General features: G+C 66.6%; 10 protein-coding genes. 4 read left to right on the forward strand and 6 right to left on the reverse strand.

Annotated elements, in window-relative coordinates; genetic code table 11:
- Positions 1-16 precede the first annotated feature (16 nt).
- Together ACQP2D_RS11865 and ACQP2D_RS11870 are read right to left on the reverse strand one after the other, a co-directional pair.
- A complete protein-coding gene (locus ACQP2D_RS11865) occupies positions 17-976 on the reverse strand; it encodes an isopenicillin N synthase family dioxygenase (RefSeq protein WP_433683761.1) in 960 nt (319 codons plus the stop codon).
- A 55-nt stretch (positions 977-1031) separates the two neighbouring features.
- Positions 1032-1505: a nucleoside deaminase gene (locus ACQP2D_RS11870; protein WP_433683762.1), complete on the reverse strand. Its 474-nt coding sequence runs from the start codon at positions 1503-1505 to the stop codon at positions 1032-1034.
- Between the two features lie 84 nt (positions 1506-1589).
- On the opposite strand from ACQP2D_RS11870, the gene ACQP2D_RS11875 reads away from it, so the two are divergent.
- The gene (locus ACQP2D_RS11875) at positions 1590-3125 is read left to right on the forward strand and encodes a PucR family transcriptional regulator (RefSeq protein WP_433683763.1); all 1536 of its coding nucleotides are present in this window, start codon (positions 1590-1592) and stop codon (positions 3123-3125) included.
- A gap of 382 nt (positions 3126-3507) precedes the next feature.
- On the opposite strand, the gene ACQP2D_RS11880 is transcribed toward ACQP2D_RS11875, so the two are convergent.
- On the reverse strand, positions 3508-4917 hold the full coding sequence (locus tag ACQP2D_RS11880) for a purine-cytosine permease family protein (protein ID WP_433683764.1): 1410 nt from the start codon (positions 4915-4917) through the stop codon (positions 3508-3510).
- 268 nt (positions 4918-5185) lie between these two features.
- Between ACQP2D_RS11880 and cobA the strand changes: the two genes are divergently transcribed.
- The 3 genes from cobA to ACQP2D_RS11895 all read left to right on the forward strand — a co-directional run bounded on the left by cobA (position 5186) and on the right by ACQP2D_RS11895 (position 9551).
- A complete protein-coding gene (gene cobA / locus ACQP2D_RS11885) occupies positions 5186-6406 on the forward strand; it encodes a uroporphyrinogen-III C-methyltransferase (RefSeq protein WP_433685619.1) in 1221 nt (406 codons plus the stop codon).
- Between the two features lie 133 nt (positions 6407-6539).
- Positions 6540-8054: an MFS transporter gene (locus ACQP2D_RS11890; protein ID WP_433685620.1), complete on the forward strand. Its 1515-nt coding sequence runs from the start codon at positions 6540-6542 to the stop codon at positions 8052-8054.
- A gap of 15 nt (positions 8055-8069) precedes the next feature.
- Complete coding sequence (locus tag ACQP2D_RS11895; RefSeq protein WP_433683765.1) at positions 8070-9551, forward strand: MFS transporter; 1482 nt, start codon at positions 8070-8072, stop codon at positions 9549-9551.
- A gap of 19 nt (positions 9552-9570) precedes the next feature.
- Here ACQP2D_RS11895 and ACQP2D_RS11900 read toward each other — a convergent pair whose 3' ends face one another.
- The 3 genes from ACQP2D_RS11900 to ACQP2D_RS11910 form a co-directional block, all read right to left on the reverse strand.
- Positions 9571-9981: a PPOX class F420-dependent oxidoreductase gene (locus tag ACQP2D_RS11900; RefSeq protein ID WP_433683766.1), complete on the reverse strand. Its 411-nt coding sequence runs from the start codon at positions 9979-9981 to the stop codon at positions 9571-9573.
- 113 nt (positions 9982-10094) lie between these two features.
- Positions 10095-11462, reverse strand: coding sequence for an aspartate aminotransferase family protein (locus ACQP2D_RS11905; protein WP_433683767.1), 1368 nt, complete (start codon positions 11460-11462; stop codon positions 10095-10097).
- Positions 11463-11494: 32 nt separating this feature from the next.
- Complete coding sequence (locus ACQP2D_RS11910; protein ID WP_433683768.1) at positions 11495-12985, reverse strand: CoA-acylating methylmalonate-semialdehyde dehydrogenase; 1491 nt, start codon at positions 12983-12985, stop codon at positions 11495-11497.
- Positions 12986-13277 lie beyond the last annotated feature (292 nt).

Genomic DNA, 13277 nt, shown 5'->3' on the forward strand with positions numbered 1-13277 from the left:
TTGCCGGAGTACCGGATCAGCCGATGGTGATGGCGTCCAGCCTGGTGCGCAGGAAGGCCGCCGACACCACCGGCTTCAGTCCGCTCACTCGGCCGATCGGCGGGTCCAGCGGGGTGACCACGGCATCGTGATCGAGTTCGTAGAAGTAGATCAGCGAGACCAGATCCTCCTCGGGCGCATCCGGTTGCGGTGGCAGCACCCGATGCCTGCCGGACGGCCAGCGTTCGCCGCTCCAATAGGCGAGCAGGTCACCGATATTCACGGTCAGCGCGGCCGGATCGTAGGGTGCGTCGGCCCAGCCTCCGGCTTCGGTGTAGATCTGCAATCCGCCCGCGCCGGGCTCGCGATCGAGCACGGTGACGGTGCCGAAATCGGTATGCGGGCCGATGCGGTACTGACCGGGTTCGGGTGCGCCGACCGCGCTCAGCGGCGGGTAGTGGTTGATATTACAGGTCCAGGTAGGACGTGCGGCCAGACCCCGGAAAGGGTTGGCGGGCAACTGAAGTGCGGCGGCGAACAGGGCGAGCAGTTCATCGGAGAGGGTGCGCATGGCGGCGGTATAGGCCGTCATCAGCTTGCGCAGTTCGATCACCTCCTCGGGCCAGACATTGGGCAGGAACCAGACCTCGTCGACCTCGGGATCGCCGGTGCGGGTGTCGGGGCCGACGGCGTAGGTCTCCTTGAGATCGGGTGGCGTTTCGGTGCCCTCGGCATAACCGTTGGCCTCCTTACCAGGACCGATCCACCCACGGCCACCGACGGTGACGGCGTAGCGCTGCTTGACCTCGTCCGGCAGCGCGAAGAAGCGGCGGGCCGCCGTACGCACCTGCGCCGGCAGTTCCGCCGGTATGCCGTGCCCGTAGACGAGCAGGAATCCGGCGCGACGCAACCCCTCGTCCACGTCGCGTTCGACTTCTGCCGCGGCCGGTCCGCCCGCCCGCCACCGGGTGAGGTCGATCGAGGTGATCGCGTTCATGCTTCGGTCCCTTCAATACGGCCAGCGTGCCGGAAAGCTCGACGGAGGCGTTCTGCTACTGCGCGTCGACCTGGTCGGACACCCCGATGTCTTCGTGCCAGAGCAGTGGCTGGTCGGCGATGAACGCGGTCATCAGGTCGATACAGCGCTGGTCCTCGAGCACGGTCACCGCGACGCCGTGTTCGGCCAGCCAGTCGTGGCCGCCGTGGAAGGTCTGCGACTCCCCGATGATGACCGCTCCGATGCCGAACTGGCGTACCAGCCCGCTGCAGTACCAGCACGGCGAGAGGGTGGTCACCATGATGGTCGAGCCGTAGTCGCGGCGGCGGCCCGCATTGCGAAACGCGTCGGTTTCGGCGTGGATGCTGGGATCGCCGGATTGCACCCGGCGGTTGTGCCCGCGTCCGAGCAGGGTGCCGTCGGCCGCGAACAGGGCCGCGCCGATCGGGATCCCGCCTTCCGCCAGTCCCCGCAGCGCCTCGTCATAAGCCACCTCTAGCAGTTGCCGTGCCGGTATCGCCTGCGTCATGGCTCCAACCTCCAGGAACCGGGCGGCTATCGCAACGTACAGTTCGTCCGCTCGGATCCGTGGTCGGGATGACAAGATGACCATATGTTGCCCACCGTCCGCGAGCTACTGGCCGACCAGTTCAGTGCGGCCGATCCGCTCGTTCTCGCTGGTCACAGTAGATTGGGGCGGTCGGTTCGCTGGGTGCACTCCAGCGAGATCTACGAGATCAGCCCGCTGCTGTCCGGTGGTGAACTGCTGCTCACCACCGGCCTGGGCTTGGCCGGTGTCGATGCGGGGACGCGGCGGCACTATCTGCGCGAGATAGCGGGTCGCGGGGTGGCCGGGGTGGCGTTCGAGTTGGGGCGCACCTTCGACGCCATGCCGCCGGAGATGGTGGCGGAGGCCTCACGCAATGGGCTGCCGCTGATCGCGCTGCGCGCTGTGGTGCCGTTCATCGACTTGTGCCGGGCGGCCAATACCGAGATCGTGTCGCGGGAGGTGTCGGCGCTGCGGTTGCTCAACGAGCTCGCGCGTGATGTCACCAAGGAACTCGCGGCGGGTAACGGGTTGGCGCATCTGCTCGCCAGGATCGGTGCGGCTACCGGCTGTGCGTTGATCGTGACCAGCGGCAATGGTGCGTTGATCGCGGCGCACGGCGTGGACGATGATCGATCGGCTTGGGCCGCCGTCGAAGCGGCGGTCGCCTCGGCACCGATCCGTGCGCGGGAGAACAACTGGGGAACGCTCACGGCGGGACCGGGATCCGTTCTCGACGAGGCCACGCTGGCGCAGGTGCTGGAGCAATCCGCGCCGAGCCTCGGTTTGGCCCTGACGAATTCGAGTGCGCCGACCGGGCGGCCGCAACTTGCGGCGATGACGCTGCTGGCGGATCTGTTGGACGGCAAGCCGATTCGGCAGGCCGATCTGAAGGTGCGCGGTACCGCAGCCGGAGTTCCCGCGCTGTCGGGACGGATACTGGTCCCGGTCGCGATCGACGCGCCTGATGCGCGTATTGCCGCGCGTCTATTGGATACCGCGGCAAAGGAACTCGGTAGACCGGGGCTCGTCGGTGAGGTTCATGCCACGACGTATGGGCTGCTCACGGTCGAGCGAGGTGGTGCGGATGCGGTCGGTGCGGCAGTGCGCGTACTGCGAAAGTCGTTTGCCACCAATACGGTCGACGGGGTCACGATCGTGGTCGGTGATCCCTGTGAGTTCACCGCGGTCGCGCTCACCGGCTCGCTGCAAGCCACACGTGCCGCACTTCGGCTCGCTACTCTTCACCGCCGGGATCGGCTGGCGGGCAGTCCGATCTCGACCTGCCGCGAGCTGGCTACGGAGTTGGTGGTCGAATCTCTCCCGGAATCCGAACGAACTCGCTTGATAGCCACCACCGTCGCACCCCTGATCGCCTGGGACGCAACCCATCACAGCAATTTGTCCCGCACCCTGGAGGTCTACCTCCGGCACGGCGCCAGCCCGACCCGCAGCGCCACCGCCTTGCATATCGGACGCCAATCTCTCTACCAACGCCTCGACCGCATCCGCGAACTCCTCGGCTACGACCCGAGCGACCCGGCATTAGCCGGAACCTTGCTGCTAGCCCTGTGCGCCCACCGACTCGCCGCAGTGGGCTGACGCGCCGTAGGTGTCGGAAAATCCCAGCAATACAACAGTTTTCGTCGATGGGCTCACGTACGGTGATGCCACCTCTCTTCGAGGGGCGGAGGACTCGGTCCTACTCCGCGCCCAGAAGGGAGGTGGTGGGGATGGCGAAACATCGCCGGAAAAAGAGCAAGGCCCCGGTCGACTACGGCATCTGTCTTGGGTTAGCTGCCGTGGTCGCCGGGGCCCTCGTTCTGGTCCGCTGGTTGCGGGCTGAGTAACCCCACAAGATGGGACGTCGTAGCAGCGGCCTCCCATCGCCAGCATCACTCGCGTGACAGCTCAACTGTACGGCCCGTGCCTGATCAGGTCCCCCGAATCGGCGATCGTCGGCCCATATACCGCCCCGACACGGTCACTCGGTAGACGCGGCGACCGAATCGTCGGCGGAGTTACGCGGACGCGCGAGCACCAAATATGCGACTCCAGCGAGCAGGAAGCCGACGAAGAAGGTGATATCGCCGAGGTCCGGTAGCGCGCGAACCGCGTAGCCGGTGAACTTGGCTTGGTTGGAGAACAACAATACGGAGATGACCAGACCGATCAGGGATGCTGCCACACCACCCCAATTGGTGTAGGAGCGGTTGTACAGCAGACCGTCGAGTTTGCGGCCGCGTCGCAGGTATTGGTCGGCGAACATGATGCCGAGCCAGGGGCCGATCCAGTAGGCGACGACGAGCAGGAACGACTCATAACTCGCAGCCGCGTCGGGCAGTGCCCACCACGCGACCAGAAATCCGATGGCGCCGAACACGATCGATACAACGGCGCGCTGGGTGCGCAGCGGCAACTTGACACCAATGGTCACGAAAGCCATCGCACCCGAATACACATTGAGCGCATTGGCGGCGACGGCCCCGATGGCGATCGCCAACAATGTCAGATCGGCAAGCGCCGTGGGCAGATTCGCGGTGAAGATATCGGTCGGACTGCCGACAACCGTGCTGGCGATGGTCGCCGACGCGGCGCCGAGCACCGACAGCCACAGGCAGGAAACGAACAATCCGGCCGCCGCGTAACCGCCGGTCGCGACCTTCGACACCGCGGCGGGCAGATAGCGAGAGTAGTCCGCCGCGTACGGATTCCAGCCACCCGCGTACCCGAACGCGGTGCCGATGGTGAGCAGGAACCCGCCTATACCGCCCACGCCACCGGACGGCGCCGTGGCACCGAGGTCGGCCTTGGTGAAGATCACGACCGTCACGATCAGGAACACCATGGCCAGCACCGGGAAGACGATCCGCTCGAACGCGTGCACCAGATTGTGACCGAAGACGGCAAAGCCGGTCTGCGCCACCACGATCAGCACCAGCGCGGCGAGTTTGGGCATCCCGGTCAGGGTGCTCAGCGCGAACGCACCGCTGACGCTATTGGTAGCGAACCAGCCGACGCCGCACATGACCGTCATGAACGCCGCGGGCAGCGCGTTGCCGCGATAGCCGAATGCTGTGCGGCCCAACACCATTTGCGGGACACCGAAGAGTGGGCCGCGCGCGGACAGTACGTAATGTGCGGCCGCGCCGAGTCCGACGCCGACTGCCAGCCCGAGTCCGGCTTGCCAGAAGTTCATGCCGAAGGCGGTCACCGACAGCACGCCGATGAAGATGGTGGCGAATTCCAGGTTCGGTGAGGTCCAGGTCCAGAAGAGTTGCCGCGGGGTGCCGTGCCGCGCGTCGTCGGGAATGTATTCGTTGCCGCCCGGTTCCACCGCGATGACGCGATCGGCGTATTCGGATGCCAGCGGCGTGTCATCGGTCAATGCCATCCCTGAACACTGGTTGCTGATCGGGTTCGGGACAACCGACGAATCGTACGCCAGCGCGAGCCGCGCTGCGGACAGTTCGTCGGCCTGTCTGCTGGTCGCGGACCGCCAGCTCGCGGGCGATGCCTTGCCGCACACTTGCTGAGGCGGGTGATTGCTGCGAGCGCGCACGCAGGACGTAGGCTCGAACACTGTGCCGAACACGCCAGTACCCACCGATGACCAGTCGGAACGCGACTCCGATGCCCGTCCAGCCAGCGATCCGAACTACCTGGTCGGCCTCGATCTCCATGGGCGGCGTGTCGTCGTGGTCGGCGGCGGGACGGTGGCGCAGCGCAGGCTCGGGTTGCTGATCGCTTCCGGGGCGGATGTGCATGTGGTCAGTCGCGAAGTCACCCCGGCGGTGGAGGGGATGGCGACATCGGGGCAGCTCACGCTGACGTTGCGCGCCTATGCCGATGGCGATCTGGACGGCGCCTGGTACGCGATCGCCTGCACCGACGAACCGGAGACCAATGCCGCGGTGGTCGAGGAGGCCACCCGGCGCCGGATCTTCTGTGTGCGCGCCGACATTGCCCGGCTCGGCACCGCGGTGACTCCAGCGACCGCCCGGCATGACGGACTCACCCTCGGCGTGCTGGCCGGTGGTCAGCACCGGCGCTCCGCGGCGGTGCGCAATGCGCTGCTGGAGGCGCTGCAATCGGGTGTGGTGTCCGATGATTCGACGCCGATCACCCCGGGTGTCGCGCTGGTCGGCGGTGGTCCCGGCGATCCGGATCTGATCACAGTGCGCGGCCGCCGCCTGCTCGCGCGCGCGAATCTCGTTGTCGCCGACCGGCTCGCACCGCCGGAGCTGCTGGCCGAGCTCGGTTCCGATGTCGAGGTGATCGATGCGGCGAAGATTCCGTATGGGCGGGCGATGGCGCAGGAGGCGATCAATTCCGCGCTGATCGAGGGTGCCAAGGCGGGCAAATTCGTGGTGCGGCTCAAGGGCGGCGACCCGTATGTCTTCGGACGTGGCTACGAGGAACTCGAGGCGTGCGTCGAGGCGGGCGTTCCGGTGACCGTGGTGCCGGGTATCACCAGCCCCATCTCCGTCCCCGCCGCCGCCGGCATCCCGGTGACCCACCGCGGCGTCACCCACGAGTTCGTCGTGGTGAGCGGCCATGTCGCACCCGACCACCCGGATTCGCTGGTCGACTGGCCCGCCCTGGCCCGGCTGCGCGGCACCATCGTGCTGATGATGGCGGTCGAGCGCATCGAACAATTCGCGACGGCCCTGATCGAGGGCGGCCGCCCCGCCGACACCCCGGCCACCGTCATCCAGGAGGGGACCCTGCGCACCCAGCGCATCCTGCGTGCCGAACTCGGCACCGTCGCGGCCCGGGTCCGTGCAGAGGGCATCCGCCCGCCCGCGATCGTCGTCATCGGCCCGACAGCAGGTTTTTCGGCCGATCGGGACGAGCCGCGGGCGGCGTCGTCGGCCGGGTAGCACAGACCATTGGGGCATGTCACAAGGCCCAGTGGCGCTCGCTATGACTGCGCGGATCGCGCCCGCGCGGGCGCGGGGGTGAGATCGGTATCAATTACAGTGGCTCACCGTGCTCGATAATCCCGCGGCGACGATGAAGTATCCGGTGACGGAGCGGGCCTTCGGCCTCGCGATTCTCGTATTGAGCGGGTTGCAGCTGATGGTTGTGCTCGACGGCACGGTGGTGATCTTCGCCCTGCCGCGACTGCAGCAGGAGATGGGGATGACCAGCGCGGGGGCCGCGTGGACGGTGACCTCGTACGGACTGACCTTCGCCGGTCTCATGCTGCTCGGCGGGCGACTCGGCGATGCGTTCGGGCGTAAACGGATGCTGATGCTCGGCGTCGGATTGTTCACGGTCGCATCGCTGCTCTGCGGGCTCGCACAGAGTCAGGGCATGCTGATCGCGGCGCGCGCGGTGCAGGGTGCGGGTGCCGCGATCGCCGCGCCGACGGCCTTCGCGCTGGTGGCAACGACCTTCGCGCCCGGCAAGGCACGCAATCAGGCGGTCGCGATCGTCGGCTCGATGGTCGGTATCGGATCGGTCGGCGGTCTGGTGGTCGGCGGTGCGCTGACCCAGCTGTCCTGGCGCTGGATCTTCCTGATCAATGTGCCGATCGGCACGTTGATCATCATCGGCGCGCTGTTCCAGCTCGCGGACACCGAACACCATCGGTCCGCACTCGATATCCGCGGCGCGGTGCTCGGCACCCTGGCCTGCGCCTCGATAGTGTTCGGCGCGACCGAAGGGCCGGAAATGGGCTGGGGCAGTCCGGCGATCATCGGCGCGCTGGTGGCGGGCGTGGTGCTGCTCATCGTCTTCGTGGTCGTGGAGCGCACCGTCGACGATCCACTGCTGCCGTGGTCGCTGTTCGACAGCCGCGATCGGATCACCACCTTCGCGCTGATCTTCCTGGCCGGTGGTGTGCTCGGCGCGATGACGTTCTTTGTCGCGCAGTTTCTGCAGAATGTGCTCGGCTATGGCCCGCTGGTGGCCGGTGTCGCCTCGATTCCGTTCACGATCGGTATCGGTATCGGCGGCGCGCTGGCCTCCAAGGCGGCGTTGGTCGCCGCACCGCGTTGGCTGCTGTGCGGCTCAGCGTTCGTGTTGTCGGCCGGGCTGCTGGTCGGTTCGCAGCTCGATGGCGGTGTGAGCTACCCGACCATCCTGCTGCCGCTGTTGATCGTGATCGGATTCGGAGTCGGCGTTGCGATGGTGCTCGCGCCGCTGTGCGTGCTGGTCGGTGTGCCGCCGTCGGATATCGGTCCGCTGTCCGCGGTGGGCCAGATGTTCATGAATTTGGCGACGCCGGTATTCATCGGGCTGCTCACTCCGATCGCGGCCTCGCGCACGATGTCCATGGGCGGGCGCACCGGAAAGGCGGCCGATATGAACGAGGCCGAGATCTTCGCACTCGGCAGCGGCTACACGCTGGTTCTCGCGGTCTGCTCACTCGTCGCGGTCGCGGCTGGCTTCATCGCGCTGATGCTGCGTTTCACGCCGAAACAACTGGCCGAGGCACAGCATGCGCAGGAGGAATCGCAGCGGACCGGGTCCATGCCCGTCATTCCGCGGACCGGGCCGATTCCGGTCATCCGTCGGTCCTGACTACAGTGGCTGACTGTGCCAGACAATCCCGCGGCGACGCGTTATCCGGTGACGCGGCGGGCCTTCGGACTCGCGATTCTGGTGCTGAGCGGGCTGCAGCTGATGGTCGTGCTCGACGGCACGGTGGTGATTCTCGCGCTGCCCCGACTACAGGACGAACTGGGATTATCGAGTTCGGGTAGCGCCTGGATGGTCACCGCGTACGGCCTGCCGTTCGCAGGTCTGATGTTGCTCGGTGGCCGGATCGGTGACTCGTTCGGCCGCAAACCCATGTTCATCGCGGGGGTCGCGCTGTTCACAGTGGCCTCACTGCTGTGCGGACTCGCGCAGAACGAGGGAATGCTGATCGCGGCCCGCGCGATCCAGGGCACCGGTGCGGCGCTCGCGGCCCCGACGGCACTGGCCCTGGTGGCGACCACCTTCGCACCCGGCCGGGAGCGCAACAAGGCGATCGCGATCTTCGGCTCCATGATGGCGGTCGGCTCGGTCGGCGGCTTGGTGATCGGCGGTGCGCTGACCGAGGCGAGCTGGCGGTGGATATTCCTGATCAATGTGCCGATCGGGGTGATGATCCTGTGGGGTGCGCTGTTCCAACTGCGCGATACCACCCACCATCGACTACCCCTGGACGTGCGCGGCGCGGTGCTCGGCACGGCGGCGTGCGCGTCCTTGGTATTCGGTGCGACCGAGGGACCCGAATTCGGCTGGGACAGTCCGATCATCATCGGCTCGCTGGTGGCCGGTGTAGTGCTGCTGATCTGCTTCGTCCTCGCCGAGCGGTGGGTCCGCAATCCCCTATTACCCTGGTCGCTGTTCGATCATCGCGACCGCAACGCGACATTCGGTGCCATCCTGCTGGCCAGCGGAGTACTCGGCGCGACAACCTATTTCGCGGGTCTGTTCGTGCAGAATGCCGTCGGATACAGCCCGCTGGTCGCCGGGCTCGCCTTCATTCCGTTCACCATCGGCGCGGGTATGGGTACCGCGCTCGCCTCGAAACTGGCGATGACCGTGGCGCCGCGTTGGCTATTGAGTGGTGCCGCGGCGATCATGGTCGCCGGATTGCTGTTCGGCTCGACCCTGGATCGCGGCGTGCGATATCTGCCGACGCTGCTCGTGCTGTTCATCGTCATCGGATTCGGCATCGGCGTGGCGGTGGTGATGGTCCCGCTGTGCGTGCTGGTCGGTGTGCCGCCGCGGAATATCGGACCGCTGTCGGCGGTCGGCCAGATGTTCATGAATCTGGGCACACCGATCGCGATCGGACTGCTCGCACCGGTCGCCGCCACCCGCACACTGTCACTCGGTGGCACCACCGGCAAACCCTCTGAGATGACCCCGGCTCAGCTCGATGCCCTCGGCAGCGGTTACACGCTGGTGCTTTTCGTCGCCGCGATCGGCGCACTGCTCGTCGGTCTGGTCGCGCTGACCTTGCGATACACCGCCGCCGAGGTGGGGCAGGCGCAGCATGCGCAGGAGGCGGCCAAGCAGGGGTGACCGCCGCTCGGCCGTCGGCTCACAGGCGGCCTGCGACCTTGCGCGGGGTGACGCGGACGATCACGCGGGGTCCGTCATTGACGGAGGCGGGGTTGAATTCGACGTACGGAAGTCCGTGGTAGTGGTCCGACAGCTCGTTCGGGAGGGTCTTGTCCGGATCGGGCGTCAGGGTGGCGGTGCCGCGAATCTCGGCGTACACGTACGGGTTCTCCGGCGGATTGATCATGACGGTGATCCGCGGGTCGCGGGCGAGGTTCTTGCCCTGCTGGCGATCCACGGTGGTGGAGAACAGTAGGTCGTCGCCGTCGCGCTTGAGCCAGATGACGGTCAGATGCGGTTGTCCGTTCGGCCCGATCGTGGCCGCGGTCGCATACACCTTGGCCTCGTCCAGATACTTCTTCAACTCGTCGGAAAGCACAGCACTGGTCATGCGGCAGTGAAACGTCCCGCCGATCAAGAACATTCCCGATCCGATCGGCCGGACGCGCGCCGGCTATTACCGGATCAGGCCGCAGCGGTACGGCCGGGTGGCGTCGAATCTGCTCAGTCCACGTGCCCGTCGGCAATCGTCAGCACCTGGTCGAGGATCGCCAGGCCCTCCTTCGCCTCTGCCTCGCCGATGACACACGGCGGGACCACATGCAGCCGATTGAAATTGACGAAGAGCAGCAGGCCCGCGGCCTTCGCCGCGGCGACCGTCTCCGATATCGCGGCGCTGGTGCCGCCATAGGGGGAGAGCGGTTCGCGAGTTCGCCTGTCCCGCACCAGTTCCAATGCCCAGAACACACCGGTACCGCGCACATCACCGATGCTGGGATGGCGTTCGGCGAGTTCGCGCAGACCCGGACCGAGGATTCGGTCACCGATATCGGCGGCATTTTCCACGATTCGCTCGTCGCGCATCGCGTTGATGGTGGCGACCGCGGCCGCCGTCGCCAGTGGATGGCCCGAATAGGTCAGCCCGCCCGGGTACGGGCGATCATCGAAGCTCGCCGCGATGGCCGGACCGATGGCGACACCGCCGAGCGGCACATAACCGGAGTTCACCCCCTTGGCGAAGGTCACCAGATCGGGGACGACGCCGTCGAAATGCTCTATGGCGAACCACTTTCCGGTGCGACCGAAACCCGACATCACTTCATCGGCGATGAAGACGATGCCGTACTTATCGCACAGTGCCCGCACACCCGCCAGATATCCGGGCGGCGGCACCATGATTCCCGCAGTGCCGGGGATGGATTCGAGCACGATCGCGGCGATCGTGCCGGGCCCCTCGAATGCGATGGTCTGCTCGAGATGCGCCACAGCGCGTTCGGCTTCTTCGGATTCGGTGCTCGCGTGGAATTGCGAGCGGTACAGGAACGGGCCGAAGAAATGGACGACCCCGCTATTGCCGCGGTCATTGGGCCAGCGTCGCGGGTCGCCGGTGAGGTTGATGGCGGTCTCGGTGCCGCCGTGATAGGAGCGGTAGCGCGCGAGCACCTTGTAGCGGCCGGTATGCAGGCGCGCCATCCGGACCGCGTGCTCGACGGCATCGGCGCCGCCATTGGTGAAGAAGATCTTGTCCAGCTCGCCCGGGGTCCGCTCGGCAATGAGCCGGGCGGCCTCGGAGCGGGCGTCGTTGACGTGCTGCGGTGCCACGGTGCACAGCTTGGCGGCCTGCTCCCGCACCGCGGCAACGACTTTCGGATGCTGGTGACCGATATTGGTGTTCACCATCTGCGAGGAGAAATCGAGCAGGCGATTGCCGTCACCGTCCCAGACGTAGCAGCCCTGGGCCGCGGTGATGGTCATCGGGGTGAGCTGCGCTTGCGCGGACCAGGAGTGGAATACGTGGCGACGGTCGAGCTCGTAGGCGCGCGCGGCCGCCCGCCTGGCATCGTCGGCGGTCAATCCATTCGGGAGGGTCATCGGCGAGTTCTCCTGCCTGAGTCGAGGACCGGCTACTTGTTCTGCGGGAATCCGAGTTCGAGCCCGCCGTGGCTCGGATCGAGCCAGCGCGTCGTCACGGCCTTGGCCCTGGTGAAGAAGTGCACGCCCTCGGTGCCATGTGCATGGGAATCGCCGAACAGTGAGTTCTTCCAGCCGCCGAAGCTGTAGTAGGCCATCGGAACCGGGATCGGCACATTGATGCCGACCATCCCGACCTCCACCTCGTTGTGGAAGCGCCGGGCCGCGCCGCCGTCATTGGTGAAGATCGCGGTGCCGTTGCCGTAGGGGTTGTCGTTGATCAGGGCCAGCGCCTCGTCGTAGCTGTCGACACGCACGACCGACAGCACCGGGCCGAAGATCTCGTCGGTGTAGACGCTCATCTCGGTGCCGACGTGATCGAGAATCGTCGGCCCGAGCCAGAATCCGTCCGCCGCCCCGTCGGCCCGAACACCGCGTCCGTCGAGAACGACAGTGGCTCCGGCGGATTCGCCCGCATCGATATAGGCGGCGACGCGATCACGGTGTTCACGGGTCACCAGCGGGCCCATATCGGTATCGCGGACGCCGTCACCGGTCCTGATGGTCTTGGCGCGCTCGGTGATCTTGGCGACCAGTTCGTCGCCGACCGCGCCGACCGCGAGCACCACGCTGATCGCCATACAACGCTCACCCGCGGAGCCGAATCCGGCGTTCACGGCGGCGTCGGCCGCCAGATTCAGATCGGCGTCGGGCAGTACGACCATATGGTTCTTGGCGCCGCCGAGCGCCTGCACACGCTTGCCACTGGCGGTGCCGCGCTGGTAGACGTACTTCGCGATCGGCGTCGAGCCGACGAATGAGACGGCCTTGATACTCGGGCTGTCGAGCAGTTCGTCGACCGCGACCTTATCGCCCTGCAGCACATTGAAAACCCCTGCGGGCAAACCGGCCTCGTGCCACAGCTCGGCCAGCCACAGCGATGAGGACGGATCTTTCTCGCTCGGCTTGAGCACCACGGTATTTCCGGCGGCGATCGCGATCGGGAAGAACCACATCGGCACCATCGCCGGGAAATTGAACGGCGATATCACCGCGACCGGGCCGAGCGGCTGGCGGACCGAGAAGATATCCACCTTCGTCGACGCGTTCTCGGTGAATCCGCCCTTGATCAAATGCGGGACACCGCAGGCGAATTCGACCACCTCGAGGCCGCGGGTCACCTCGCCGAGCGCATCGGAGCGCACCTTGCCGTGCTCGGCGGTGATCAGCTCGGCGAGCTCTTCCTTACGCTCGTTGAGCAGTTCGCGGAACCGGAACAGGATCTGGGTGCGCCGCGCCAGCGAGGTATCGCGCCAGTCCGGGAACGCCGCCTTGGCCGATTCGATCACCGCCCTGGCATCCTCGACACCGGCCAGCGCGACCTGCCCGGTCACCACCCCGGTCGCCGGATTTGTCACCGGCGCGGACGCCGAGCTCGTGCCAGCGAAGGGCTTGCCGTCGAGCCAATGCGCGATTGTCTGCATATCTCCTCGATTCGATTCGTGGGCGTTCGGGGCGTCGACCGCTGAGCTGTTGAGTGCCGATTCACCGTTGTCCCCGGCGGGTCACCGGGATCCGGGATGCGCCGTGGGCGGTGCCGCGCGGATGTTTCGATCGGATCCCAGGATTCGCCGGGTGGGGTCATCTGGTTGTGCCTGCTGGGCCGTTGTCGTTCGGCGGCGTGCCGGTAGTGGCGGTGTGTCGGATGCTGTTGTGGTCCTAACTCTGCACTATGGACCGCCCGTATCGCCCCGACGATCTGTACGCGATTTCGGA

This window comes from Nocardia sp. CA-119907 (assembly GCF_050955995.1).
In the GTDB taxonomy this organism is placed as follows: Bacteria; Actinomycetota; Actinomycetes; order Mycobacteriales; family Mycobacteriaceae; genus Nocardia.